This is a genomic window from Rhodococcus sp. PAMC28707 (genome assembly GCF_004795915.1).
Lineage (GTDB): Bacteria > Actinomycetota > Actinomycetes > Mycobacteriales > Mycobacteriaceae > Rhodococcoides.
This window is the reverse complement of sequence record NZ_CP039253.1, coordinates 2,146,056-2,170,394: the sequence shown is the minus strand read 5'-3', so window position 1 is coordinate 2,170,394 and position 24,339 is coordinate 2,146,056. Positions and strand designations below refer to the sequence as shown.

The following is a 24,339-nucleotide window of genomic DNA, read 5'->3' as shown; positions in this document are numbered from 1 at the left end:
ACAAAGGACACTGTGCAGCCTCCCGTGGCGTGAGGGTCAAGGCCTCAGCGAATCACTCTTTCGCATCCACCGGTCGGAACGCCCGCCAAACGCTGCGAGATCCAGTCGAATGCGCCTGGCCGTCCGCCACCCTCGGCTGCCGAGTGATCGCCGGGGATCTCCTCGAGATGTACCGACGCGCCTGCCGCGCACCATTGGTCCTGGACGGCTTCCGCGCCCTCCTTGGGGATCAAATCGTCCTGCAGGCCCTGGTAGATGTACGTGGGTGCCTCGGGCCGGATCTGGCCCATGCGATTTTCCTCGATCACTGTGCGAGTGATCGGGTGGTTGAACACGTCGGGGACGTTGGACAAGTTCTGCTGGTCGAACAGCAGCAAGCCGCTGTAGGACAGCACATCGACGCACTGGTCTTTCTGCACCAGTGCCAATCGCTTGCCGTTGTCGTTGGCCAGCGCGCGCATCTCCGGGTACTCCCTGGACAACCCGATCGTCGCTGCGGTGAACAGGCCGGACCCGATCCCGCCGTTGAGCGAACGCTGCAGAATCTTGTAGTCGGTTGGCGGCCCGCCGAATGCGACGCCGACGATATCGAGCTCTGGCGCGTACTTCGGCGCCAACTGAGCTGCCCACCCCGACGCTATTGCCCCACCCGAGTAGCCGGTGATGGCGACCGGAGCATCGGCGTCGATGCCGACATTGTGCGACGCGCGGAGGCCGTCGAGCACCGTGTGGCCGGCGACGAGTCCGGCGGAGTACGCCTGCCGCGGGCCCTGGTAGTCGGTGACCACGACGGCGTAGTTGCGGGTCAGAAGCTCTTGTATTCGATCGAGCTCCTTGTTAGTACCTCGCGGGAGCGTGTAGGAGGGCGCGCACGCATTGCCGAGCGAATCGGTCGCCTCGTTGTATGCGACGACCGGACGCGGGCCGTCGCCGGTCCATGGGCCGTCCGGGACGATGACCGTCGTGGCCGCTGCGATGGGATTGTTCTTCGAGTCGGTGGATCGGAACAGTACTTGCGTTGATGTTGTACCTGGTTGCACTGCAACACTTCTGGTGCTCAGGGCTGCTCCGGGCTCACTGGTTTCGAAGCCCGCGGGCGGGGTGAACCATGGATCTTCGAGCGGCGTCGGCAAGTATGCGGACGGATCGGCAGGGGGAGCGATGATGTCTCCGACGGGATCTGCTGTTGCCATCGGTGTGAAAGCGAACATCAGTGCCGCTGCGCCTGCCAGAACGAATGTCCTACGCATGAAGTCCCCACCCTGATCGTCTTCGAGCGCCCCGACGCCTAGGAAAGACCGATCCCCATGGTGCCATACATCGCGGCGTAACCCCGGAGGGTGAGCATGGTGTTCCACTCGCACTCATTGTGGACGGGATCCCATCCCGCAGGCAACAACTGGTACACCGTGCCCACTGCCCTGGGTATTCCGAGGCACCGACCAGGTACGTTAGGTGTAACTCCAAGAACTACTCACCAGTAGGGGTAACCGAAATGCCAGCTCCGTCCACTGCGACCTTCTCCAGACTCGCTGAACTCATCGCAATCCCCAATGCCGCCGACCGCCCGACGAAGTCGATCACCGAGGTGTTCACGGGTAAGGAACTGGCGACCATCCCGGTCGGTACCGCCACCGACGCCACCGACGCCATCGCGCGGGCCCGCATCGCGCAGAAGGCGTGGGCGAAACGCCCGGTGTCCGAGCGAGCCGAAATCTTCCACAGGTACCGCGACCTGGTGTTGGCGCATCGTGACGAGCTGATGGACATGGCTCAAGCCGAGACCGGTAAGTCCCGTGCCGCCGCTCAAGAAGAAGTGCTGGACATCGCGATGACCTCGCGGCACTACGCCCGTGTGGCAGCCAAGCTCCTGGCGCCCAAACGCGTCACCGGCATGCTCCCTGTGCTGACGAAGACCACCGTCCACTATCAGCCCAAGGGCATCGTCGGCGTCATCTCGCCGTGGAACTACCCGATGACTCTTGCGGTATCCGATGCCATCGCCGCCCTGCTGGCAGGCAACGGAGTCGTACTCAAGCCCGACTCCCAGACGCCCTACTGCGCCCTCGCCGTCGTCGAACTGCTCTACAAGGCCGGCCTGCCGCGTGACCTGCTCGCCGTTGTTCCCGGGCCCGGTTCCGTCGTCGGTACTGCCCTCGTCGAGAACACCGAGTACCTCATGTTCACCGGATCCAGCGCGACGGGCAAATTGCTTGCCGAGCAGGCGGGGCGTCGACTCATCGGTTTCTCCGCTGAACTCGGCGGCAAGAACGCCATGATCGTCGCCCAGGGCGCCAACCTTCGGACCGTGTCCGACGCGGCAGTACGCGCCTGCTTCTCCAACTCGGGCCAGCTGTGTATCGCGATCGAGCGGATCTACGTCGAGAAGTCGATCGCCGCCGAGTTCACCGCCACATTCGGTGAGCGCGTCCGCAACATGTCACTCGGCGCCGACTACGAGTTCGGTATCGAGATGGGGAGCCTCGTTTCCAAGGACCAGATCGAGACCGTCTCGGCACACGTCGACGATGCCAAAGCCAAGGGCGCCAAAGTGATTGCCGGCGGCAAGGCGCGACCCGATGTCGGACCGCTGTTCTACGAGCCCACCGTACTCACCGGCGTCACCGAGGAGATGGAGTGCGCCGCTAACGAAACTTTCGGCCCACTCGTGTCCATCTACCCCGTCGCCGACGTCGAGGAAGCCATCGCCAAGGCCAACGACACCGATTACGGTTTGAACGGCAGTGTGTGGGCCAAGACCAAAGCGCAGGGTGAGGCGATCGCCGTGCGTCTGCACTCGGGAACTGTCAATGTCGACGAAGGTTACGCCCCGGCGTGGGGATCGACCGGTGCCCCGATGGGCGGCATGGGAGTCTCCGGCATGGGTCGTCGTCATGGGCCTGACGGGCTGCTCAAGTACACCGAATCGCAGACGGTCGCGACGACGCGGCTGCTCAACCTCGGTGGGCCGCGCGGAATTTCCCCGAAGCTCTGGGCGAAGATCATGCCTGCGTTCGTGAAGGCTCTGCAGTACATTCCGGGGCGGTAGTACTTTTTGCTGACCTCGTACCCTTTTTGTGAACCGCGCGCCCCCGCTCGGACGTGAATGTGGCGCGTAGGTCGGTAAAAAGGGTGCGAGGTCCGGGCGTGACTCCTGATGCCGTACGAGTAAGGGCCCCACACCGGATGGTTTGGGGCCCTTACTCTTTCGTGAACTAGTTGACGCGGTAGCCGTTCGGTGCCGAACTCACGTAATTCTGGTGAGGATCGGGATTGTGACTGTCACCGAGCACTCGTGCAATCTGATCTTCGGTGAGCCCGAAGCGACGGAGTCGCTCGCACACCGCATCGAAATCGAGCACTTCGGCGTCGAGTTGCTGCTGCAGCGTGACGACCTGAGCGCGAATGGTTTCTGCCTCGTCGAGCGCTTCGAGCGTGTCCTGGGGTTCGGGGAGCAGCAGCGCCAGCAGACGATCACGTGCGTCGACACTCAGTCCCTCGAACGGTACCGATCCTGCTGGTGCCTCGTGACGCCCGCTGACATCGCGTTCTTCGACCTCCGATACCAAGTATTCACGAGCCGCGCCGAACGACGGGATCTCGGCTGACTGCTCACCGGGCTCGGGAGCCTGAGCGATGTCGATGGTCTGACGTAGCGGACGATTCGGGATCAGTAGGACTGCAATCAACGTGATGATGGCGACGAATCCTGCAACGAGGAAGATACGCCCTGTTGCGTCACCGTAAGCGGTACGGATAACCAGAGCGACCGGCGGCGGTAGCGCGTCGAGGTCCAACGAAGATCCGCCGCTGCCACCCGAGGTGTCGACGCCCAGCTGAGCAAGTCCTGTAGCGGACTTCTCGGCGACTCGGGTCGCCAGGAGCGATCCGAGAACCGAGACGCCGATTGCTCCACCGAAGGTACGGAAGAATGCCACGGTCGAGGATGCCGCGCCGACATCGTGCACGCTGACCGTGTTCTGAACGGCGAGAACGAGGTTCTGCATCAGCATGCCGGTGCCGAGTCCGACGATGGTAGTGAAGATACCGACGGTCCATAGGTTGGTCTCGTGGTCGATGGTGCCGAGAAGCGCGAACCCGATGACCAGCAGTACCGAACCGGTGACGATGAACGGCTTCCACTTCCCGAAACGGGTGATCAACTGCCCGGATCCGACGGAGGCGACGAGCATGCCGAACACCATGGGGATGGAGAGCAATCCGGCATCGGTAGGGGAGTAGCCGCGTGCGGTCTGGAAGTACTGTCCGAGGAACGTGGTCGCTCCGAAGAGGCCGACGCCGACTGCGATGGACGCGATGATCGCCAGCCCGGTGGTGCGCTCGGTAACGATCTTGAGCGGGATGATCGGTGACGAGTGTCGTGATTCGACAAAAACTGTCAGCACGAGGAGTAGTAGGCCACCACCGACGAGCATTGCGGTCTCACGCGAGAACCAGGCGTAGTAGTCGGCCTTGCCTGCGAACGAAACCCACACCAGGAGAACGGATACGCCTGCGGTGAGGAGGAGCGCGCCGAGCCAGTCGATGGAGACATTCTGCTTGCGGACTGTCTGGATGTGCAGTGTTCTTTGCAGCAAACCGAGGGCGACGACTGCCAAAGGCACGCAGACGAAGAAGCACCAGCGCCAGCCGAGGGGGCTGTCCACGATGGCGCCGCCCAGGATCGGGCCACCGGACATGGACACAGCCATCACAGCGCCGGTGTAACCGGAGTAGCGGCCACGGTCACGCGGGGAGACGATGGTTCCGATGATCGCGATGACGAGTGCCGTCAGGCCACCCATGCCGATGCCTTGAACTACGCGGGCAGCCAACAGGATCGGGACATTGGTCGCGAAGCCCGCCAGGATCGAGCCGAGGACGAAGATGACGATCGCCGATTGGACGAGCACCTTCTTGTTGAAGAGGTCGGCGAGCTTGCCCCAGATGGGGGTCGACGCGGCATTGGCAAGTAGTGCGGTGGTGATGACCCACGCGTACGCAGTCTGCGAACCTTCGAGGTCACCGATGATGGTGGGTAGTGCAGTCGCGACGATGGTCGTACTCAGCAGTGCGGTGAACAATGCGGCGAGAAGACCGGTGAGGGCCTCGAGGACCTGCCGGTGGGTCATCGCGTCCGGATCTGCCACTGCCTTTGCTGGCGGAGCGTCGGTACCTGTGGTCATAGGGTCATCTCGCAATCAATTTCAAGTGCGCTGCGTCATGCTGAACGAGCGCGTCTTCGGTAAAGGTGTTGTTGAGTCGGCGGATCGAATGGAGTGCGTCGAGTGCTTGACCCTCACTCCAATCGCACAGCAACTCCCGTAGTCGCCGGGCGCGGCCGTCCCAGATCGCCGTCAACTTCTGCCGGCCTTCTGCCGAAACACACACACGTGAGGCGCGTTTGTCGTCGGGGTCGGGCTTTCTGTCGATAAGACCTAGCTCGACGAGATCTGCGATCTGTCGGCTGAGCGCCGACTGGCTGACACACAGTCTGCTGGCGAGGTCGGTCTGGCGGCATTCGCCTTCTGTCGCGAGAATGGTGAGTACTCCAGTCAAGGCTTGCGGCAGAGGCGAGCTTTCATCTCCGGTGGTCACGGCCCGTCGCAGAGTGCGAGCGAACAGGAAAACCTCTTCGACGAGCGCTTCTGCTGTGGTGGTGGCTACTGCCATGAGTACTCCAACGGGTCAATGTCAATTACTTGCTGTACGCAACCATATAGATAAATACTTGAGGTAAACAACTGTTTCACCAATAGTGTTCGTCACAGTTGCGTGAAAGTGTCCGGTTGCGCACCCGACCGAGTGGCTCACCGCTATCGGACCGTTCGTCCCTGTCTCTGTCACAATGAGGTGCGTTGCTGCTGACGAGGGGGTCGGCCCACTGCGGGTTGTAGTAACCGAACCTCTCGTACGAAAGGCTCTCCCGAGTATGTTCTCGTTCGCACGATGGTGGTCTCAACCTGCGGACCACACCTGGACCGTGGAATACCGGCGGTCCAATCCGCTTCTGCGGCACGCGCGCATCGCACTGGGAACCTGGTGCTGGCTCTACACCGTGCTGTGCGTCCTGGCGACTTTCACTCCAGCAGGAGTGCCCGACGGGTTGGGGCGGGGCTTGGCCTACTGCCTTGCGGCCATCGGGATAGTGCTCGGCACATTGTGGGTGCGCGGACCCTGGCCAACCCAAACCTACTCACGTCTGTTCGTAGCCGTCATCGAAGTAGGAATTGCCGCAGCGCTACTGATGCTCGCCGACCCGTTCGTTGCGTTGCCGTGCGCGGCCGGACTTGCCGTGAACGGTGGCTATATCGCCGCCTTCCACAGTCCCAAGATGATCGTCGCCCACCAGGCTGGGTCTGCAGTAGTAGTAGGAGTCCTGTTTGCGCGGGCACTGGCCGAACCAGGTGGGGACGCCGTCGTCGCGTGCGCATATCTCGTTCTGTTGATCTTGTTGTTGTTCTCTGCGCCCACGTTCTCCTACGTCCTGTTGCTGGTGCTACGCCGGGAGGCGTCGAAAGCGCTCTTCGATCCATTGACCGGACTCCGCAACAGGCGAGGGCTCGCCGCTGCGATTACCGAGATCGGCGATCGGGTGGGGGTGGTGACGGTGATGGTCATCGATCTCGACGACTTCAAAGCCGTCAACGATCGACATGGCCATGCTCACGGTGACGCCGTGCTGCGCACCGTCGCGAGTGCAATTTCCGCGGCGTTCGGCCCTCCGGCTGTCACTGCGCGCACCGGTGGTGAAGAATTCGCCGTGGTCACTCACATCGACCCGGCCGACGTGATCGCGCAGGCCGACGAGTTGCAGGCACGCTTGGCCCCAGAATTGCATCCGGGAGTTACCGTGAGTATCGGAGTTGCGCACACCGACGCGTCTGATCTCGTCGCCACGTTCGACATGGTCTACACCCGCGCGGACACCGCGATGTATGCAGCCAAACACGCAGGTGGCGACACCCTCTACTGCCCCCACGACTGTGAGTACGCATCGGATGCCAGGAAGCGGACGACCGAAGCGCGGAGCCCCGAAGAGTGATGGCGCGAACTCGAGGCATGATCAGTGCGTGGGCGGACTTCAGAACAACGATCTCGAGCAGTTCCTGAGGGAACGCCTCGCATCTGCCCACGCGGCATTGGAGAACATCGACGAGGCCCGCTTCATGGCCGACCCCGCCGCCGCCATCGACCATGTATGCACCGAGTTCGCTCTCGAACCACTGGGCGTACCCCGTCGCAGTGAGCTCTCCGAATCCCGACCGGGCGACGCCGTCGTCCAGACTGCCGACGGCGAATCCCACCACCGACCCCGGGTGGTCGTCGATATCGCTGTCACCGGCCCGCACTTTCTGTGGAACTATCGCCCCGCGGACTCACCGCCGTTTCATGCAAGTGTTCACGGCGTCCTCTCGCACCATCTGTTCCGTGCTGGGCCGCTGTTCGTGCTGACGATCTCGGGCGATCATCTCCGCGGTGACAACGTCGATGCCACCATCACCGCGACCCTGACACAACTGACGACATTGGCCGATCACATCAACACTGCGACCCGCCGCTGGTACATCGATTTACGCGCCCACCTCGATGCCTCTGCTCGACAACGACAGGCCGGCCGCGACTCTCGTCGAGAGTTTCTCGAACACCTTCGTCACCAACACTTGTAGTCAGTGCCGGACGATCATGACCGGCACTTCGGCGGTATGCACGATCGCGCGACTGGTCGAACCCAACAACATGCCCATGTATCCACCCCGCCCGCGACTGCCGACCACGATCAGCGACGCTTGGTCGGCGTGCTCGAGCATAGAGTTCACCGGACGGTCCTTCGATACCACCGAACGTACCTGCACATCCGGATACCGATCGGCGTAGCCGGCGAGCTGCTCGGAGAGCACCGCGCGCTCCGCCTCTTCGATCGAGACCCAGTCGTCCTCGAACCACGACGCCAACAGCACGTCCGAAAAGGCATGCACCGCAATCAAGTCCACCGAACGCAGTGATGCTTCCTCGAACGCTGCTGCCACTGCCGGGACACTGTTGTCGGTGCCGTCGACTCCGACCACTACCGGGCCTGCACTGGCATTCGACTGTGGCTTACCGCCGTGGATGACCACGACCGGGCACCCCGCATGCCCGATCAGTGCCGAGCTCACCGAGCCGGCCAACCCCGCGGTCAGCTCCCCGAGCCCACGTGTACCCGTGACGATCATTGCGGCCTGCTTCGAGCACGCCAGCAACTCCGCCGCCGGCATTCCGGTGACGGCCTTCGTTTCGATCACCAGCGCGTCGTCACAAAGTTCGGCGCGTACCCGCGTGAGAGCCTCGTGTAACACGTTTGTCGTCAACTGGCGCTGGTCGTCGTAGAACCCCTGCGGCAACGGCACCAGAACACTGAGAACACCGGGCGAGACCGGCGTGACCGACACCAGAAGTAGCGGCAAGCCACGGCGCTTCGCGGCGTTCGCTGCCCACACCGCCGCGTCCAGCGAGGCAGGCGACCCGTCGACTCCAGCAACCACAGGCAACACAGTGCTCATAAGGTTTTCGCTCCTTCATAGCTTCACTCGGCGCCGTGTCCCAGCCCCCGACTGGACCAGGTGTCACCGACACCGCTGTTCCTCGACCCCGATATATGGGCTTTCGGACACTTCGAGCCTAGCCCGTCGGATGCGCTCCAGGGCCGTGATCGAGCAGCTATGTGAGCAATGGAACCAACGAGAATGCCCGTGCTGTAAAACTTTTCGCACTTTCCGGACCGTCGAACATAGGCAGTGTCAGGGTTGACATCTCGGAGCACATCCGATCCCAGCGGCCGTGGTCATGCTGTCGTGGCGAGTGCCGCCGCGAGACCGAACACGACGGCAACGACGCATACGTGCACTGCCGCGCGGACGACCGACTCGTCTGCCTTCGTTCGATGCGCTGTGGCAGACACGAGCCAGGTCAACCGAATTCGGCGCGCGAGCACTACGAGAAGAATCAGGACGACGGTCTTCGCCAACACGATGCGTCCGTAACCGGTGTCCAACAGGGCGCCGAACCCGCCGATCCTGACCGCTGCATTCACCGAGCCACTCACCGTCAATATCCACACCGACCACCAGGCGAGCCGCGAGTAGATCGGAAGCGTCGTCGCCCATGCGCCCTTCGCCCGAAGAGTCGCCGCCATTGCTGCCAGGACCCCGAGCCACACCGCAGCCGCAACCGTGTGCACCGCGGCGAACAATCCGCCGAACAATTGCTGCGACATATGACCGGTGATCGGCCGCGCAACGAGCGCGATCACGGTGAACACCACGATGGGTATCGGGGACACATCACTCCCGCGTCGATAGGCGAGCAGCGCGTAACCGGACACGATCGCAGTGCACAACACCGTCACGACGCCAAGACGACCGACGGTGATGTCGGTGAGATAAGTACCGAACTGCGCCATCGGAAGCCCAGTGATGCCGCCGCCGAAAGACTCGGCAGCGGCATCGACCAACAATGCGACTTCGGCGACGGTCCACAAACCTCCGACGGCAGCGACCTGCCGCCATACCGTCGGCCTGCTGCGCACCGGGAACAGTTCGGTGCGCAGCAGCGCGAGACCCAACGCAGTGGCTCCGAGGCAATCGGCGAGCACCCGGACCACCGCCGACGGATCCGGGCCCTCTGGATGGGCGAGCAACCAGGCTGCACCCACCCCGAGGATCCCCGACACCGCCGCCGCGAACATCCACCTTCGGTGGAACTCGCGCACTACGTTCAGCTGCTCTCCTTCGGCTTCCGCTCGTCCTTCGGCTTACGCAGTGCGTAGGCGAGAGCACCGCCGAACACCAGCCCACCGACAATCAAGAACGGCCACAGCGGAACCCCGTCGGACTCCGAAGATGCATCGGCACCCGCATCGGCGTCTGCGGCCGCACCAGGTGTGCCCGATCCCTCCTGGGTGAGAGTGAACGTACGGGTCCCACTGATGGGATGGCCATCGGCCGAGGTCACCCGGTATGCCACCGTGTACCGGCCTACCGGACCGAGCTCGCCGACGTCGACGACGATGCTTTGCGCCTCGATCCGTGGATCGCCCTTGGACCACAAGTTGCCATCGGGCCCAACCACATTGAGCGTCGCGAACTGGGACTGCGGCGCCTCGTTGAAGGTGATGGACACCTGAGCAGGTCCTGCTGCGATATCGGCACCTTCCTCAGGGCTCGACCCGGTGACGATCGAATGCGCCGACGCGATCGGAGCACCGAGAATCAGCGCCGACACTGCGAGTAAGGCAACGACGAGCTTCCTCATGACCGGCGTCCCCGCACTGCTGCACCGATTCCGAGCGCCGCGCCGAGTGCACCGAGAACGAGTGCGACACCTGCCAGCCAACGGGCCGTGTTGTCCGACTCCGATTCGGTGCTCGCCTCCGCGGTGTCCGCGCTGGTCGCCGCCGCACTTGCCTGCCCGTGCCCGTCGCCGGAAGCATCAGCGGCCGCGAGAGTCACCGACGGCGCCGGGTACTCCGGCTCACTGCCGTCGGCAGCAGGCTCCTCGTTCCAGGCAACGACCTTGCCGTCTGTGTAGGTCTGCGTTGCCGGAAAACTGACCGTCTCCTTCTCCGGCAATGGGCCTGCAGAGAGCAGGAACTGCTGGAATTGTCCCGGACCGACCTCGGATCCGGGGCTTGCCGTCCAGGTCACGGAAGTGGCGAGACCCTCAGGGTTCTTGTCGACCGTCGACGTCCATCCCGGAATGGGCTGTGTGCGTGCCGAGTTCAGACCCGGCAATTCCACCTTCACCGACGTCGTTGCGGCAGTGTCGGATTCGGTCGGTACGCGGAACGTCAGAACCGTGTACCCGCCCTGCTCGGCGCCCGGCGCAACAACCGATACGTGCGCCGAAGCCGCGCCTGTCCCTACTACCAGTGCCAACGAAGCGGCGCCTGCAATGATCGAGGCACGACGAATGAAGCTGTTCATGAAGGATTCCTTTTCGAAAGGGTGTGTGGGCCTATCTCTTCGACTCGCTTACCGCTGCGAATCGGGTGGCCCACGCCTCGAGATCGACGTCGTGAATCGGTGTTGCGGAGACAGCGTGAAGCCGACCGCACCAACGTGCCCACCGACTGACGCGTCGGGAAGGGGGAGCGGTGGGTCGAGAACTGCGCGCACGATCGAGGTGATCGGTCCGTACAACCGCTCGGCAGTGCAAACGAGAACTGCCGCAACGGTCGAGGCCGCGAGGTGGAAGGCAAGCATCGACGCACTCGGGAGCACCGAGTGGCTGTGCGTCATCTCCTGCGGGCTTCCGGCCGCGAGCGCCAAGTGAGCGGCGAACTGCCCGATCATCAGCCCACCGAGAAGACGGACCATTCCCGGCGCGGGCATCGTCGCGAGCGCACCCACACCCACACCGACGACCAACAGGAACATCAATGCCGACCCGCTCGGATAACCACCGCCCGCGCTGCCGTGGGCCGCGACGGCGAGTGTGACCGTCAGGGCACCGACAGCTCCGCCCCGGAGTGAGGCTGCCGGTGCGGTCATCAGGATCGGTGAATTCGGGTGCTAGCGGACGCCGAGGCGGGCGAGCAGGTCTGCTTCGATGCCGTCGAGTTCGGCCGAGATCGCGTTGTGGGCAGCTTTGCGACGCGGTGCCGGCATCTGCTCGGACGTGCGCACAGCGGTGCCGAGGTCGGTGAGTCGCTGCGAGATGGCGTCGGCGAACTTGGTCGTCTCGGCATCACTGGAGCCGGAGGTGACCCTCTCCAGCGACTTCTCGGCACCGGCGATACGGGCGCTGAGCTTGGCACCGTAACCGGTGTACTGGCCGAGCTCGGCAGGATTGATGCCGAGCTGTGAGGCTTTGCGTTCGTCGAGCTTGCCGCGCACAAGCGCTGCACCTCGGTAGACGATGGGTGTCAGTACCGGAATCAGCACCCGCGCAATACCGATGTACTTGCGGACCTGAGCCGCCGAGAACTTGCCCTGCATCGCAGCTTTCTGCTGCGCCTTCAGGGCCGCAACCTGAGCCTTCTCGACGTTCTTCGAGGACTTGGCCTCCACCGCGCTCAGCTTGCCCTGTGCCTTCGCGATCGACTTCAGCTGCTTGCGTTCGTTCTTGGCGCCGAACTTCGCTTCCAACGTCGCTTTGTGCTTGAGCGCCTTGGCTTCGGCCCTACGAGTGGCACGACCCTTGCGCTTACGGAACAAACCCATCGACAAGGCCCCTTACGTCAACTTCGGCGGTTCGGCGCGGCGCGCGCACAATTGCTTGACACAGCCTATCGGTACGGATGGCTGCGAGAACATCTGCGCCCTGCACTTCGCACCGTCTCGTCATCGCTCGGTGTCAATGCTGTCGGTACGGGGACATAGGCTCGGGGCGTGACGAGCCGACGCGCAGTGGAACGAGGGACATCGGTACTCATCGATGCCGGGTCGCTGACGCGATGCAGACACCGGTTGTATCTGGACACGGCCTACTCGGCGCTGCTCCGGCAGGAACCGGAGAACCCAGGGGTTCGACAACGCCGTGAAGCAGCCCGCGCGCAGCGCGAAGACATCAGATCCACATTGTCGGAGACCTTGGACGGGTGGGTCGAGATCGAGGCACCCGATGCCCGCACCGCATCGGAACTGACAATGGCCGCGTGCCGCCGCCGCGTGCCATGGATCTGGAATGCCGTCCTGCCGATCGAACGAACGACCGGACGACGCGGCCGTAGCGAGATTTTGATGCTCGATCCCGTCGACGGCGAATACATCCCGATCATCGTGGTCAATCACAAGGTCACCGACCCTGGTCGCGGGGCGCGCACGTCACCGTTGAACAAATGGTCACCCGCGGTGGACGAGACGCGGAAGGTCCGCAGCCAACTCCGCGATCAACTGCGTCTCGCGCACCTCTACCGCATGCTCGACTTCGAGGGCATCGCCAGCCCGAACGCCCACGGTGGTGCAATCGGCTACCGCGCAGAATGCGTCCTCGTGCATGATCTGACCACCGTGTTCGACCAGTACGACGCCCGATTTCTCGACCGGCTCTCCGTCGCTCAGGGAGAGAGCTTCACCGTGCCTTCGCAAGTGAGCGAGTGCCGATCCTGCCCGTGGTGGACGGATTGCCGTCCGCAACTGGTCGCAAATCGAGATGTCAGCCTGGTGGCGTCGGGCATGCGCGCCGACGCCTTGCGTGAACAGGGTGTGTTCACCATCGACGAACTGGCCGACTTCTCCGGCCCCGAGCCCGACAACTGGCCGTTCGGCAGTTTCACCGACGCCGTGGCAGCTGCGACCGCCTGGCGAGCCGGAGTACCCCTGTTGCGTCGCACGGACGAGGTCACGGTTCACCGCGCCGACGTCGAGGTCGACGTCGATATGGAGAGCTACCAAGAACACGGCGCCTACATGTGGGGCACGCTGCTGACCGAAAAGGGCGGGCCGCCGGCGGAGTACCGCGGCTTCGTGACCTGGGATCCCCTTCCGACCGTGGACGAGGGTCGTTCCTTCGCCGAATTCTGGGCCTGGCTCATGGGTAAGCGGGCCGACGCTGCCGCGCGCGGGAAGACGTTCGCGGCGTACTGCTATTCGCGGGCGGCCGAGGACAAGTGGCTACTGGATTCTGCTCGACGCTTCGGCGACATCAGCGGAGTACCGACCGAGGCGGAGATTCGGGAGTTCATCGACAGCGAGCAGTGGGTCGACATTTATCAGGCCGTCAGCGATCAGTTCATCTGCCCGAATGGCAAGGGACTGAAGAAGATTGCACCGGTGGCAGGCTTCGAATGGCGTGACGCCGAGGCCGGTGGCGAGGCATCGATGGGGTGGTACCGCGAGGCCGTCGGCTACGACGCCGAACCTGATGCGACCCAGCGCGAACGCCTGTTGGTCTACAACGAGGACGACGTCCGGGCAACGAAGGTGCTCCGCGAATGGATGAGCGATCGAGCGGAAATCGAGATCCCGACACTCGAATCGTTGCGCGCGGCGGTTTGACCGCGGGCTCGGACGCTTGAATGTCGCCCTGTAGCTATCTGATCGTATGAGTGGACCATTCAAGCGATGGGGGGAAATTCCGCCCACCGCTTGAATGTCACCCTGTAGCCATCTAATCGTATGAGTGGACCATTGAAGCGATCGAATTAGCGCGGAGCCATACGAATCGCGCCATCCATGCGGATTGTCTCGCCGTTGAGGTAATCGTGCTCGGCGATCATCTGCACCAACTGTGCGTATTCGGATGGCTGAGCGAGGCGGGACGGGAACGGAACGCTCGCCTCGAGGCCCTTGCGGTACTCCTCGGTGACGCCTGCGAGCATCGGAGTGTCGACGATGCCTGGTGCAATCGTGTTGACGCGAATACCGAACTGAGCCAGGTCGCGTGCTGCGGTGATCGTCATCGCGTGCACGCCACCCTTGGAAGCGGTGTACGCGATCTGTCCGATCTGGCCTTCGAATGCTGCCACCGACGCGGTGTTGACGATCACACCACGCTGACCTGAATCGTCGACCGTGGACAGCGACTGGATCCGATTGGCGGCCAGGCGCATGACGTTGAACGTGCCGAGCAGGTTGATGGTGATGACCGTGCGGAAGAGCTCCAGGTCGTGCGGGCCCTTCTTGGACAGAATGCGTCCTGCCCAGCCGACGCCGGCGCAGTTCACCACGATGCGGAGCGGCACGCCCGCTTCAGCGATCTTGTCCAGAGCCGCCTCGACCTCGGCCTCGCTCGTGACGTCGGCAGGGATCAACGTCACCCCGGCCGGGACGCTGTCGCCTGCGCGCTCGATGGACTGTGCCAGATCGAGGCCGAATACCGTGGCGCCCGCATCGGCGAGACGCTTGGCCGTCGCAGCCCCCAGGCCCGACGCGCCTCCTGTGACCAGCGCTGCTGTTCCCGAAATCTCCACTGACGAATCCCTTCGCTGTTGGCGGCCCGATGTGGCCCGTGCCTCGTGAGCACCATAACCGGCGGGCGTTCGCGACGCGGCGATAGGAGGGGCCGAGTCAGCGAAGCGCATCCTCGTCGAGTGTCGTCGACGAGCCGTCAGGCGCATACTCGACTCGGTACGTCTGCTCGGCGTCGACGAGAATGGTCGCCAAGACCTCACGGCCGGCAGGAAGCAATCGTACTGTTGCAGTGCCACTCTCGATTCGATCGATATGCTCCACTGCCGACGTCGTCATGGCCGTACGAATCTCCGACGCGAGGAAAGCGTCGGACCGATCGTCGAGAAGTACCACCGTGACGCCACGGATACGCGCCGCTCGAACAGATTCCCGAAGCCTAGAGTCGAGGAGCCCGCGAGCGCGAAGAGAATCTCGCAGATCGGCCTCGAGCAAAATACAGGCCAATTCTTCATCGGGCTCGAGGTCTGGACCGGCCGCCGTCCGTTCGAGCAGAGGCCGAGCAAGCTCGTCCAGACGTTCCAGCTGCGCGTCACGTTCCTCGATGACCGCCGACGCAGCGGCCTCGGCCGCGATCCTCATCGTGGATTGGCGTCGTAGTTCGAAAATCGACCGTGCAAGCGGACGAATGGTGAACGCGAAGAACGTCGACATCAGCAGCGGTGCCGCGTTGATCAGGCTGAACGACAACCCGTACGCCGCGCCCTGTCCACGCATCACGGCCCAGAGTACCGATGACCCGATGAGCGAGATGAGACCGATCCAGGCCAGCAACGTCCTGCCTCGAACGCACATGAACGTGTAGATAGCCACCGATGCGCCGAGCGGCCACGTTTGCAACGGATTGGTCGGCGGGGCGGATATCGCCGCGAAGACCAACCACAGTGCGGCAGGTCCGGAAAGCATCAATGGGTACGAATAGCGCAGGGGGAGTGGATCTCCCGGTGCGGTAAGCAAGACCAGTGAACTGACCACATTGATCAGGACCGCCAACGCCAACGGAATGAAATTCGCCCCCGGTGGTACCGTTGCCACGGCACTGATCAGGCAGGCCGAGGAGAACAGTAGGACAATGAAATACGCAGTGCGCGTACGCATCCCAAGCAGGTCGCGAACGTCCTGACGTTCCGGACCGTGAGAAGGCCATCGAAAATATTTCACGCGAGCCCTTCCCATTGGAGATGCACCGTCGTCCCAGAACCGGCCGCGCTGAGGACAACCGCAGACCCACCGTCGAGCTGCCGCATCCGACCATGAATGCTCACCGCGACCCCCAGCCGATGCGGTGGGATGGACTCAGGGTCGAATCCGACGCCGTCATCGGACACCGACACTGCAAGCCGACCGGACTCTGCAGTCACCGACACCATCCGAATAGCCCCCTTGCCTGCATGCTTGACACTGTTGCGCACCGCCTCGGCCAGCGCCGCCCCAGTGGCGCGAACAGCCTCGGCCGGATACGTCGTGCCCGGTTCGGACGTGCCGCCGACCTCGATCGACACGGACTCGTCGGCGTCCGTAGCTGCCGCGCGCAGATACGCGACCGCGTTCACCCTGTCGAACCAACTGTCGACGGAGTAGCTACGCAACGCATCCAACTGGTCGAGTGTCGCCCGGGCCTGCCTCGCCACGGACTCGGTACGGCCCTGGCGTGCCACCGACAACAGCGAAGACATCACTCCGTCGTGAATGAGCGCGTCGAACCGCTCCCGTTCGACGGCCCGGGCCGCCCCAGCAGCGGCACTCGCAGCATTCGCCTGAGCCGCAGTGATGGTGGCATCGAGAATCCGTGCCGTGCGCAAAGCACCGAGCAAAGCGGCAACGAAAATGGTGCAGAACATGATGGCGAAAGCGATGTCAGCGAACAAAGTCGACTCGACGAACGGTTGCCGAACACGCGCATTGGACCAGTGAATGACCAACACCACGGTAACCAGATAGACAGCCACCACACCCGGACGCCACACAAGCGAAGCAGCGAGAGCCGCAAGACCAGGAAACGCCGACAAATAGAGCCCAGCGACATCGAACGAGATCCAGTCCCACGCCACGATCCATGTGCAGATAGCGACCAGGTACGAGATCGCAGCCACGCCCGCCGCGAGCCGAGTCCAACGGATATCGGTCAGAAACGTCGCCAGACCCAGTAGGACACCGGAACCGAACACCGCGACCCCGGCAAACGGGGACCACCACCACGCCGTCAGACTCGCCGTCCGCATCAGCTCGGAGAACAGCAGCGCGAAATAGATTACATATCCGGTACCGACGAACCGTCCGAACATGCGCAGCAATCGATCCAGCGACCGATGCTCCACTCCTGATCCACTGGGTCGTTCCGCGGGCTCCACTCCTGATCCACTGGGTCGTTCCGCGGGCTCCACTCCTGATCCACTGGGTCGTTCCGCGGGCTCCACTCCTGAAGACCCATTTGTGCTTTCCATACACCCTCCATTCGGGAGTGTATGGGGCAATTCACCTCTCGTGCACACCAGTTACTCGTTCTGATATCAGCGACGCCCGCGCTCGACGGCGACGTATCAGAGTCACAGCAGTAATGACCGTTGCGGATATCGCGATGGCAGTTGCCGCACCGATCGATGCGGCAGCGGTACCGGGGAACAGCCCGTCGAGCAGCAGTGACACCCCGAAGACGAAGAACAGCACCGATGCGGCGATCCGAATGACCTTCTCGGGCAGGTATTTGCCGAGTACGGCGCCGAGCACGATTGCGAGCGCATCGGCGGCAACCATCCCGATGGTCGAGCCGATCCAGACACCGATCCAGTTGTTGTCCGTGGCAAGTGTGACCGTCGCGAGCATGGTCTTGTCGCCTAATTCGGCGAGCAGGAATGCCGACGCAATGGCCATGAATGCGGACCGCGTGACGCGACCGGCTTTCTGGCCTTCGTCGTCGGACAACGAGTCACCGCGCAGCGTCCAGAGTCCGAAGATCACGAATGCGATACCGCCGAGCACCGCGATGAGATTCGTCGGGATGGACAGGCCGAGGAAGTGGCCGACGGCAACGGAGACGAGGTGGACGACGGTCGTGGCGACCGTGATTCCACCGATGACGACGTACCAGCGGTAACGCAGCGCGAAAGTCATGGCCATGAGTTGAGACTTGTCACCGAGCTCGGCGATGAATATGACCACGAAACTCAGAAGCAGGGCGGACAGCACGTAGGAGGACTCCTCGGTCGGTTGGATGACCGAAGGTCTCGCCCACCGCCGGATTGTCCGAGGCGGTTCACTATGCCGGGCCACGCCGCCGGAGCGTGAAACCAGTATGTCGACACAGTGATTGGGGGCTACTCCCCTTCGCTGGGGCAAGACTAGGAGAGCAAGCGCGAAATGTCCATTGCTGCACTAAGTTTGGATGCCCGAAGACTTCTGTACGGGAGCCGTCAGGAGGCGAGAAGCATTGCCAAAACTGCAGTGTCGGGATCGCTGATCGGGTCGAGGCCGATCCTGCTCACCAACGAGGTGACAGTCCCGTCGGACTCTGCCTCGACCCAGGCCGCGCGATGTTCCAGGCCGAGATGTGGGAGGCCGGGAAGAAGCACGCAACCCGACGCGGCTCCAGCGCATTCGGGAAGCGTCGGAGTGGTTTCCGACGGCGGATGCAGCATGAACAGCGCCGCCGGTTGGTGTAGTGCGAACCTGCCTGGTGTGACGGCCATCTCGCCGATGACCGGTCCCTCGGATACGACGAGACCTATGCTTCCCGGCTCCGGGTCGTCGGGAAGCTCCTCACGGACGCCGAACACCGTGGACGTTCCGAGCAGGCCGGGCATGGAGGCGACACGAACGGCTAGTACGAGAAATTGAGCCCATTCCTTCGTGGTGTCCGGCCACCGGCCCGAGACGACGAACCCGCGGAGCTCGCCGCCGGCATGAAAGGGAGCTACACCGATGAGTACTCGATCGTCCATCACGTAGCTCCCTAAGGTCGTTCCAGCCGCTCTGCTCGGCAGAGCGGTCCCAGGTACACCACGTTGGGTAGGAGAAGCATGGATCAGCAATGTACTGGCACACAAGACGGTGTGAGTGCTAACAATTTTTTGTCGATACCGGAAAACAAGACTGGGCCACCCTCTCCGCTACCGCGGTGAGAATGGCCCAGTTATGCGGAAATTCGTTCAGCACTCTGTGCAGAGGAAAATTACGGGAAAATGAGCCCCGGAGTCTTCGACGTCGCTGCTTCGAAGCGTGCCTGGACGTCGGCCCAGTTCACGACGTTCCAGAAGGCCTTGACGTAGTCGGCCTTGACGTTCTTGTACTGCAAGTAGAAGGCGTGCTCCCACATGTCGACCTGCAGCAGCGGGATGATGCCCAGCGGGACGTTGGCCTGCTGGTCGTACAGCTGGAAAGTGAGCAGGTTCTTCCCGAGGGAGTCGTACCCCAGGACGGCCCAGCCGGAGCCCTGCAGGCCGTTGGCTGCCGCGGTGAACTGTGCGCGGAACTTGTCGAACGAACCGAACTTGTCGTCCAGTGCTGCCGCCAGTTCGCCCTCGGGCTTGTCGCCACCGTTAGGGGACAGGTTCTTCCACCAGATGGAGTGGTTGACGTGTCCACCGAGGTGGAACGCGAGGTTCTTCTCGAACAAGAAGATGGAGCCATGGTCTTCGGCTTCACGAGCCGCAGCCAACTTCTCGATCGCGGTGTTGGCGCCTGCGACGTATGCGGCGTGGTGCTTGGAGTGATGCAATTCGTTGATCTCGCCCGAGATGTGGGGCTCGAGGGCGGAGTAATCGAAATCAAGGTCGGGCAGTGTGTACTCGGACACGTGTTTCCCTTCTCTATCGACGCCGCGCCTTCCGTGGTTCAGGCGCGCTCGTCCTACTTCGGATCATTCGTAGGCTTCAACCCAATCTCATTAGTACCCCTAGCGCAACCGTTGTAATCGCGGACCCCTTTTCGGAATAAATTCCGGTGTGTGCACCAACAGCTCCAGGTCACGGCGAGGTCACGGGTTTGCGCCACGATTCGTCCATCAGATGAACGGGAACCTAAGATTGCCCGCGTGGTCTCCTTGCGCAGGTCGAGCAAGCATGCCGACACCCTCACTGGCGCCGAACAGGTATGCGCGCCGCGCGTCGAACTCACCGGCGCGAACCTGCTTCGGTTCCTCGCCGTTGTGGCGGTGTTGTACTCCCACATCTCGTTCTACCTGATCGACGACCGCGGCGAGGGCTGGTGGGTCATCGACGTCGTCACTCGCGTGGCAATCGATGAGGCCGGGCTCAACCAGCACCTGTCCTTCGTCGGCGTCGCCGTCTTCATGATGTTGACAGGTCTGCTGGTCACCCGATCGGCGATGCGCCAATCCCGTCGGGACTTCATGGTCAGTCGGCTCGCACGACTGGTCCCGGCGTTGTGGTTGGCCGTCGCGGCAGCAATCGTTCTGGTCCGGCTCGGAATCAACGGAATGTTCAGTGGCCAGGACGGCATCACCGACGGTGAAGCCGCGCTCAGCTTCGTTCTCGGTGGATTTTTCCTCAAACCCGAGGTCGCGGTGCTGGGCGTCACCTGGACGCTGACGGTTCAGTTGCTGTTCTACCTCTATTGCATCCTGGCCAGAGATGTCCTGCGGGCGCGGCCGGTCCTCGTTCCGATTGCAGGCGCAGCGCTGTGCGCGGTGGTACTGATCTACAACCTCTACATCCCGCAGCCATGGTCGGTACCGATGTTGTCCAAGATCGCGGCCACGCTGCCGACGCTGTTTCTCGGACAGATCATCTATCTGGGTTGGGCGAAGATCATCGGGTGGCGATGGGTCGTAGTGGCCGTTCTCGCCCAGGCCGAGGTGGTGCGATTGGCGACCGACATTCACGCCTACTGGGCAGGGGATCAATACCTCTGGACCATCATCGTGGTGGCGGGTACGGTCCTTCTACTCGGACGTTACGACGGCCGAATCGCACATTGGGAGCTGGTGCGGTGGACGAGCACGCGTAGTTACGCCATCTATCTGGTGCACACACTGATCCTGTACCGGGTATACGAGAACGTGGTCACGCTCACCGGCCCCACCGGCGCGGTCATTGTGTTCTTGGGCGTCACGGCCGTCGTTTCGGAAGTGGTCTACCGGTGGGTCGAGGTTCCGGCGGCGCGATGGCTGAATATGCGTTTCCGTAGTGGCAGCGGAGCTCTGGTCAAAGCTGCGGAATGACCTCCGACGCCACCAGCTCCAGATGATCGATATCGCTCAGATCGAGCATCTGGAGATACACCCGTCCGGCGCCGAGTTCGCTGTACCGACCGATCTTGTCGACGAGTTCGGCGGGGCTGCCCGCCAGGCCGTTCTCCCGCAGCTCCGGTACCTCGCGCCCGATGACCCCCGCACGTCGTGCGATCTCCTCTTCGGTCCGTCCGCAGCACAGGACGAGAGCGGTGGAATAGATCAGAGAACTCGGGTCCCGACCCGCGGTCGACGCAGCATCGCGCACCCGACCGAACTGCGCGTCGGTGTCCGCGAGGGAAGCGAACGGAATGTTGAACTCGTCGGCATACTTCGCGGCAAGTGCCGGGGTCCGCTTCTTGCCGCCGCCGCCGATGAGAATGGGTGGACGGGGGGACTGCACCGGCTTCGGTAGAGCAGGCGAATCGACTATTGGATAGTACTTTCCGTCGCGGGAGAACGTCTCTCCCGACGGCGTTTCCCACAACCCGGTGATGACGGCCAGAGACTCTTCGAGCTTGTCGAAGCGCTCACCGAGTGAGGGAAACGGAATGCCGTACGCCTTGTGCTCCTCCTCGAACCACCCCGCACCCAAGCCGAAGTCGACGCGCCCACCGCTCATGGCATCCACCTGAGCGACGCTGATCGCCAATGGACCTGGGTAGCGAAATGTCGCCGACGTCACCAATGTTCCGAGTCTGATCGTCGACGTTTCTCGGGCTATGCCCGCCAACGTAATCCACGCATCGGTAGGTCCGGGGAGGCCGTCGGAGTTCATTGCCATGTAGTGGTCCGAGCGGAAGAAGGCGCCGAAACCTGCGCGCTCTGCAGCTTGCGCCACACGGAGAAGGTCGTCGTACGACGCACCTTGCTGTGGCTCGGTGAAGACGCGGAGTTCGACTGTCGGTGTGACCATGCCCCAATGCTAGAAGCTGCGGGCGCCAAGTGAGCGATACAGACCGAAGGCTGGCGCTTGTGGATAGAAACCGACACCGAGCCTTTTTCCTGTGGATGAGCCTGTGGAAACTGTGGATAACCTGCGCCGCGGGCCCAAAGAATCCACGGGGGTGGCAGTGTTCGCGGGACCCGTGACAAGATCGGGGAGTGTCAGCCTCGGATCTGTCCTCTGTGCCCGCCGCCGAACTTCCAGTGGAAACCACCGGATCGGTTGTGCTACTCGATGTCCGCGAAGACGATGAATGGCAACACGGTCACGCACCGGGAGCGCTTCACATTCCCATGAACCAAGTCCCGTCACGGCTCGATGAGATCGATCAGAATGCCGACCTGTATGTCGTCTGCAAAGTAGGTGGACGTTCCATGCAGGTGGTCCAATACCTAGCGCGGATCGGCTACGAGGCGATCAACGTCGATGGCGGAATGGACGCGTGGCACGCAGCGGGTCGCCCAGTCGTACGTGACGACGGCGCCGAGGCGAGAATCCTCTAGTGTCCGCATTTCAGGTCTGCGCGCGCTGTGCCACTCGATGGCCCGTCGGGACGCTACCTGCGGTGTGGTGTCCTCGGTGCCATGGAGTCTTGCTTTCCCCGGTATCGACGCACGCCCCTGCCCAGGGTGTTCGAAACTTCCGCTGGGTAGCGCGCCGGCCCAAAAGTAGATCTCCCCGTGTGCAGAATCCTGTCGCGTCTCAGGCTGCCGCCACCCCCCGGTACGAGCAGATTCCCCGATGGGGGCTGATCGACAATCCGATGCCGAAGAAGTCGGACATTCCCTCTCGGCGCGAGCGTTGGGCCGAATCGGCGCCCGGATTGCTGACGCTGACGTTGGCCTTGTTGGCGCTGGCATGCGTCGCCGAACTGTTTCGATACGGAATTCTGCTCTACAACCGAACACGGTTGGTGAACCCCAGAGTCCTCATAGCCTCGGACGCGCTGGTGGTGTTCGCCGAAGTTGCCTCGATCATCATCGGAGCCTCGGCCGCCGTGGCTACTGTGTCCTGGCTGGTGGTGCACCGTGGCGAATACTTCGCCCGCGCAGGCAGCCGCGACCCTCGAAGAGCGACGACGATGTATCTGGGATCGCTCGTCCCCGTTCTGTCCCTGGCGATGCCGGGCGTCTACCTGACCGAACTGGTCGACATTCGAGGCGGCATCGAACGGACGAAACTTCTGACGCTCGTTCGAATCTGGTGGGCAGTCTGGGTCCTCGATTGGGCCCTCGTACTCACTGTGACGCTGTGGCGGTTTCGGGATTCCCTGCAAGCCGAGGCCGACGGAGTGCTGCTGTCCGCGGTGGGGGCAGTCGTCGCCGCAGCCGTAGCGTTCTCGACCCTCCTCCTCATTCGCGGGATCGACAGCCAGGGCCTCCGTGGGACCGACCGCGCAGCCCCGACCCGCTGGGTCATCTCCGTCGGCAGCTCGGAACCTGCGCCAATCCCCTCCGGATCCGAATCTGCGGTAAGTGATGAGAAAGTCACGGCCAGGTGAGCCCGAGCCGTCGAGACCCGTTCGTCGTCGCGCATCGCGGTGCGTCCGCGGAGAAGAAGGAGCACACGCTCGCCGCCTACGACCTCGCCCTGCGTGAAGGCGCCGACGGCCTCGAATGCGACGTCAGACTCACTCGTGACGGCCACATCGTCTGCGTCCACGATCGCCGAGTCGACCGGACATCCACCGGATCCGGCCGCGTCAGCGAACTACACCTCGAGGCGCTCAAAGCGTTCGACTACGGCGACGATTTGGAGCCGGCAGAACTGCTCACTCTCAGCGACCTGATCGAACTGGTCCTCGACTGGACGAGCAAGCCGACCAAGCTGTTCATCGAGACGAAGCATCCAGTCCGGTACGGCAGCCTCATCGAGAACAAGGTCCTCGCCGAGTTGCATCGCTACGGATTGGCACAACCAGCGTCCGCGGACTTCTCGCGGGCGGTAATCATGTCGTTCGCCCCTACCGCGGTATGGCGAGTGCGCAGGTTCGCGCCGCTGTTGCCCACGGTCCTGCTGGGTGAGTCCTCGTACTATCTCGGCGGCGGCGCAGCGACGACGGTCGGCGCCACGGCTATCGGGCCGTCGATCAGGAGCTTGCGCGAGCGCCCGTGGATCGTCGATCGAGCTGCAGCATCGGGTCGTGCGACGTACTGCTGGACTGTCGAAGAGAGGGAGGACGTCCAACTGTGCCGCGATCTGGGTGTCAGCTGGATCGCGACGAACAATCCTGGCCGTACGAGGGCTTGGCTCGACGCCTACTAGGAGCGGAGCCTGCGGAGTGACCCTGAGAGCGGTCCGACGTGTAGGTTTCG

General features: G+C 63.0%; 24 protein-coding genes. 8 read left to right on the top strand and 16 right to left on the bottom strand.

Going from position 1 to position 24,339, the window contains the following annotated elements; translation table 11 throughout:
* Nucleotides 1–44: 44 nt before the first annotated feature.
* Entirely contained in the window at nt 45–1,250 is a 1,206-nt protein-coding gene (locus E5720_RS09840; RefSeq protein WP_136170517.1) for a lipase family protein, read from the bottom strand.
* Between the two features lie 245 nt (nt 1,251–1,495).
* On the opposite strand from E5720_RS09840, the gene E5720_RS09835 reads away from it, so the two are divergent.
* A complete protein-coding gene (locus tag E5720_RS09835) occupies nt 1,496–3,049 on the top strand; it encodes a succinic semialdehyde dehydrogenase (RefSeq protein ID WP_136170516.1) in 1,554 nt (517 codons plus the stop codon).
* Between the two features lie 166 nt (nt 3,050–3,215).
* On the opposite strand, the gene E5720_RS09830 is transcribed toward E5720_RS09835, so the two are convergent.
* Nucleotides 3,216–5,186, bottom strand: coding sequence for an MDR family MFS transporter (locus tag E5720_RS09830; protein WP_136170515.1), 1,971 nt, complete (start codon nt 5,184–5,186; stop codon nt 3,216–3,218).
* A gap of 4 nt (nt 5,187–5,190) precedes the next feature.
* Complete coding sequence (locus E5720_RS09825; RefSeq protein WP_136170514.1) at nt 5,191–5,673, bottom strand: MarR family transcriptional regulator; 483 nt, start codon at nt 5,671–5,673, stop codon at nt 5,191–5,193.
* Nucleotides 5,674–5,932: 259 nt separating this feature from the next.
* Between E5720_RS09825 and E5720_RS09820 the strand changes: the two genes are divergently transcribed.
* Nucleotides 5,933–7,045, top strand: a complete 1,113-nt coding sequence (locus tag E5720_RS09820; RefSeq protein ID WP_136170513.1) for a GGDEF domain-containing protein — start codon at nt 5,933–5,935, stop codon at nt 7,043–7,045.
* Nucleotides 7,046–7,073: 28 nt separating this feature from the next.
* The gene (locus tag E5720_RS09815; protein ID WP_136170512.1) at nt 7,074–7,670 is read left to right on the top strand and encodes a hypothetical protein; all 597 of its coding nucleotides are present in this window, start codon (nt 7,074–7,076) and stop codon (nt 7,668–7,670) included.
* Here the strand turns inward: E5720_RS09815 and E5720_RS09810 are convergent, their stop codons facing one another.
* The 6 genes from E5720_RS09810 to E5720_RS09785 form a co-directional block, all read right to left on the bottom strand.
* Nucleotides 7,671–8,543, bottom strand: a complete 873-nt coding sequence (locus tag E5720_RS09810) for a universal stress protein (protein ID WP_136170511.1) — start codon at nt 8,541–8,543, stop codon at nt 7,671–7,673.
* A gap of 281 nt (nt 8,544–8,824) precedes the next feature.
* On the bottom strand, nt 8,825–9,751 hold the full coding sequence (locus E5720_RS09805; RefSeq protein WP_247596252.1) for a CopD family protein: 927 nt from the start codon (nt 9,749–9,751) through the stop codon (nt 8,825–8,827).
* A gap of 5 nt (nt 9,752–9,756) precedes the next feature.
* Entirely contained in the window at nt 9,757–10,293 is a 537-nt protein-coding gene (locus tag E5720_RS09800; protein WP_136170510.1) for a copper resistance CopC family protein, read from the bottom strand.
* Nucleotides 10,290–10,964 carry a YcnI family protein gene (locus tag E5720_RS09795; RefSeq protein ID WP_136170509.1) on the bottom strand — a complete coding sequence of 225 codons (675 nt, stop codon included), beginning with the start codon at nt 10,962–10,964 and terminating at the stop codon, nt 10,290–10,292. The genes E5720_RS09800 and E5720_RS09795 overlap by 4 nt, the downstream gene beginning before the upstream one ends.
* Before the next feature lie 48 nt (nt 10,965–11,012).
* Nucleotides 11,013–11,531 carry a hypothetical protein gene (locus E5720_RS09790; protein WP_136170508.1) on the bottom strand — a complete coding sequence of 173 codons (519 nt, stop codon included), beginning with the start codon at nt 11,529–11,531 and terminating at the stop codon, nt 11,013–11,015.
* Nucleotides 11,532–11,552: 21 nt separating this feature from the next.
* Nucleotides 11,553–12,203, bottom strand: coding sequence for a DUF6474 family protein (locus tag E5720_RS09785; protein WP_136170507.1), 651 nt, complete (start codon nt 12,201–12,203; stop codon nt 11,553–11,555).
* 168 nt (nt 12,204–12,371) lie between these two features.
* Between E5720_RS09785 and E5720_RS09780 the strand changes: the two genes are divergently transcribed.
* Nucleotides 12,372–13,979: a TM0106 family RecB-like putative nuclease gene (locus tag E5720_RS09780; RefSeq protein WP_247596251.1), complete on the top strand. Its 1,608-nt coding sequence runs from the start codon at nt 12,372–12,374 to the stop codon at nt 13,977–13,979.
* Between the two features lie 146 nt (nt 13,980–14,125).
* Here E5720_RS09780 and E5720_RS09775 read toward each other — a convergent pair whose 3' ends face one another.
* The 6 genes from E5720_RS09775 to E5720_RS09745 all read right to left on the bottom strand — a co-directional run bounded on the left by E5720_RS09775 (nt 14,126) and on the right by E5720_RS09745 (nt 19,683).
* Nucleotides 14,126–14,893 carry an SDR family NAD(P)-dependent oxidoreductase gene (locus E5720_RS09775; protein ID WP_084348186.1) on the bottom strand — a complete coding sequence of 256 codons (768 nt, stop codon included), beginning with the start codon at nt 14,891–14,893 and terminating at the stop codon, nt 14,126–14,128.
* A gap of 97 nt (nt 14,894–14,990) precedes the next feature.
* Nucleotides 14,991–15,989 (bottom strand): hypothetical protein, encoded by a 999-nt coding sequence (locus E5720_RS09770; protein WP_247596250.1) that lies wholly within the window; start codon nt 15,987–15,989, stop codon nt 14,991–14,993.
* 59 nt (nt 15,990–16,048) lie between these two features.
* Entirely contained in the window at nt 16,049–17,209 is a 1,161-nt protein-coding gene (locus tag E5720_RS09765) for an ATP-binding protein (RefSeq protein WP_247596249.1), read from the bottom strand.
* A 157-nt stretch (nt 17,210–17,366) separates the two neighbouring features.
* Nucleotides 17,367–18,077: a TMEM165/GDT1 family protein gene (locus E5720_RS09755; protein WP_136170504.1), complete on the bottom strand. Its 711-nt coding sequence runs from the start codon at nt 18,075–18,077 to the stop codon at nt 17,367–17,369.
* Between the two features lie 224 nt (nt 18,078–18,301).
* Nucleotides 18,302–18,829, bottom strand: coding sequence for a peptidase (locus E5720_RS09750; protein WP_136170503.1), 528 nt, complete (start codon nt 18,827–18,829; stop codon nt 18,302–18,304).
* A gap of 230 nt (nt 18,830–19,059) precedes the next feature.
* Nucleotides 19,060–19,683 carry a superoxide dismutase gene (locus E5720_RS09745; RefSeq protein ID WP_136170502.1) on the bottom strand — a complete coding sequence of 208 codons (624 nt, stop codon included), beginning with the start codon at nt 19,681–19,683 and terminating at the stop codon, nt 19,060–19,062.
* Between the two features lie 330 nt (nt 19,684–20,013).
* Between E5720_RS09745 and E5720_RS09740 the strand changes: the two genes are divergently transcribed.
* On the top strand, nt 20,014–21,069 hold the full coding sequence (locus E5720_RS09740; RefSeq protein WP_247596303.1) for an acyltransferase: 1,056 nt from the start codon (nt 20,014–20,016) through the stop codon (nt 21,067–21,069).
* On the opposite strand, the gene E5720_RS09735 is transcribed toward E5720_RS09740, so the two are convergent.
* A complete protein-coding gene (locus E5720_RS09735; RefSeq protein ID WP_136170500.1) occupies nt 21,053–21,994 on the bottom strand; it encodes an LLM class F420-dependent oxidoreductase in 942 nt (313 codons plus the stop codon). The genes E5720_RS09740 and E5720_RS09735 overlap by 17 nt on opposite strands.
* A gap of 188 nt (nt 21,995–22,182) precedes the next feature.
* Here E5720_RS09735 and E5720_RS09730 point away from each other — a divergent pair, with 188 nt between their 5' ends.
* The 3 genes from E5720_RS09730 to E5720_RS09720 all read left to right on the top strand — a co-directional run bounded on the left by E5720_RS09730 (nt 22,183) and on the right by E5720_RS09720 (nt 24,289).
* On the top strand, nt 22,183–22,527 hold the full coding sequence (locus E5720_RS09730; RefSeq protein ID WP_247596248.1) for a rhodanese-like domain-containing protein: 345 nt from the start codon (nt 22,183–22,185) through the stop codon (nt 22,525–22,527).
* Between the two features lie 179 nt (nt 22,528–22,706).
* On the top strand, nt 22,707–23,525 hold the full coding sequence (locus tag E5720_RS09725; protein WP_136170499.1) for a DUF4328 domain-containing protein: 819 nt from the start codon (nt 22,707–22,709) through the stop codon (nt 23,523–23,525).
* Nucleotides 23,522–24,289 (top strand): glycerophosphodiester phosphodiesterase, encoded by a 768-nt coding sequence (locus E5720_RS09720; RefSeq protein ID WP_136170498.1) that lies wholly within the window; start codon nt 23,522–23,524, stop codon nt 24,287–24,289. Before E5720_RS09725 ends, E5720_RS09720 begins: the two co-directional genes overlap by 4 nt.
* Nucleotides 24,290–24,339: the final 50 nt, after the last annotated feature.

Excerpts from the sequence above, each read along its gene's own strand:
- E5720_RS09840 (WP_136170517.1), bottom strand. The coding sequence starts at position 1,250 with ATGCGTAGGACATTCGTTCTGGCAGGCGCAGCGGCACTGATGTTCGCT.
- E5720_RS09835 (WP_136170516.1), top strand. The coding sequence starts at position 1,496 with ATGCCAGCTCCGTCCACTGCGACCTTCTCCAGACTCGCTGAACTCATC.
- E5720_RS09830 (WP_136170515.1), bottom strand. The coding sequence starts at position 5,186 with ATGACCACAGGTACCGACGCTCCGCCAGCAAAGGCAGTGGCAGATCCG.
- E5720_RS09825 (WP_136170514.1), bottom strand. The coding sequence starts at position 5,673 with ATGGCAGTAGCCACCACCACAGCAGAAGCGCTCGTCGAAGAGGTTTTC.
- E5720_RS09820 (WP_136170513.1), top strand. The coding sequence starts at position 5,933 with ATGTTCTCGTTCGCACGATGGTGGTCTCAACCTGCGGACCACACCTGG.
- E5720_RS09810 (WP_136170511.1), bottom strand. The coding sequence starts at position 8,543 with ATGAGCACTGTGTTGCCTGTGGTTGCTGGAGTCGACGGGTCGCCTGCC.
- E5720_RS09800 (WP_136170510.1), bottom strand. The coding sequence starts at position 10,293 with ATGAGGAAGCTCGTCGTTGCCTTACTCGCAGTGTCGGCGCTGATTCTC.
- E5720_RS09795 (WP_136170509.1), bottom strand. The coding sequence starts at position 10,964 with ATGAACAGCTTCATTCGTCGTGCCTCGATCATTGCAGGCGCCGCTTCG.
- E5720_RS09790 (WP_136170508.1), bottom strand. The coding sequence starts at position 11,531 with ATGACCGCACCGGCAGCCTCACTCCGGGGCGGAGCTGTCGGTGCCCTG.
- E5720_RS09785 (WP_136170507.1), bottom strand. The coding sequence starts at position 12,203 with ATGGGTTTGTTCCGTAAGCGCAAGGGTCGTGCCACTCGTAGGGCCGAA.
- E5720_RS09770 (WP_247596250.1), bottom strand. The coding sequence starts at position 15,989 with ATGCGTACGCGCACTGCGTATTTCATTGTCCTACTGTTCTCCTCGGCC.
- E5720_RS09750 (WP_136170503.1), bottom strand. The coding sequence starts at position 18,829 with ATGGACGATCGAGTACTCATCGGTGTAGCTCCCTTTCATGCCGGCGGC.
- E5720_RS09735 (WP_136170500.1), bottom strand. The coding sequence starts at position 21,994 with ATGGTCACACCGACAGTCGAACTCCGCGTCTTCACCGAGCCACAGCAA.